The sequence below is a fragment of the Flectobacillus sp. BAB-3569 genome, from assembly GCF_002270355.1.
GTDB lineage: Bacteria > Bacteroidota > Bacteroidia > Cytophagales > Spirosomataceae > Flectobacillus > Flectobacillus roseus.
On sequence record NZ_NJFZ01000167.1, the window covers coordinates 1 to 659 of the forward strand.

The 659-nt window shown below is 35.5% G+C and carries 1 protein-coding gene; it reads right to left on the reverse strand.

The features are described from left to right. Positions 1-137 precede the first annotated feature (137 nt). Positions 138-380 (reverse strand): hypothetical protein, encoded by a 243-nt coding sequence (locus BWI92_RS26850; protein ID WP_095168681.1) that lies wholly within the window; start codon positions 378-380, stop codon positions 138-140. Positions 381-659 lie beyond the last annotated feature (279 nt).

Genomic DNA, 659 nt, shown 5'->3' on the forward strand with positions numbered 1-659 from the left:
CTAAAACACACAAATCAAATCTAATTTTGCAGCAACACTTAATTCTATTAAATACTTTTATTCTACCACTACACGCTTAACGGTACCATCTTCATTTGTGTAACAGTAACGAACAAAGTGCCCTAAACGATTTCCTTTCATTTGCATAAACTCAGTACCAACACCGTATTTGAGATAGGTGGTACGAGCAGCATAGCCAAGGTCATTATCAGGAAAACTGTTACATGACTTGCAGGAATACCCATAATTGCAAGAGAAGATGACACATTGGCCTCGCCACCACCAAAGTTGATATTGAAAGCGTCTGACTGTGAAAACCTTGCAAAATTAGGCGTAGTTAATCTCATTAAAACTTCGCCAAAGGTGATTACTTTTTTCATGATTCCAGATTCCTTAATGGTTATTAGACATAGCTTTCCGAAAGATAACAAATACGTTTCAGAAATCTTATTTTAGGAATGTAAAAGGCGTTCTAAACTCTTGATGAGATAGAACGCCTCTTTTATTTTAATAGTATGATAAACAAACAGTACTTACAAGTATTTAGATACTGATTCTTCAAAGCCTGCTAGTTGAGTCAAATCTTCGCCCAAAGACTACGGTTAGATAATACTTGTGCAAATCAAAATTGTCCCAAGCTTCGTAGAAATAAGATGCAT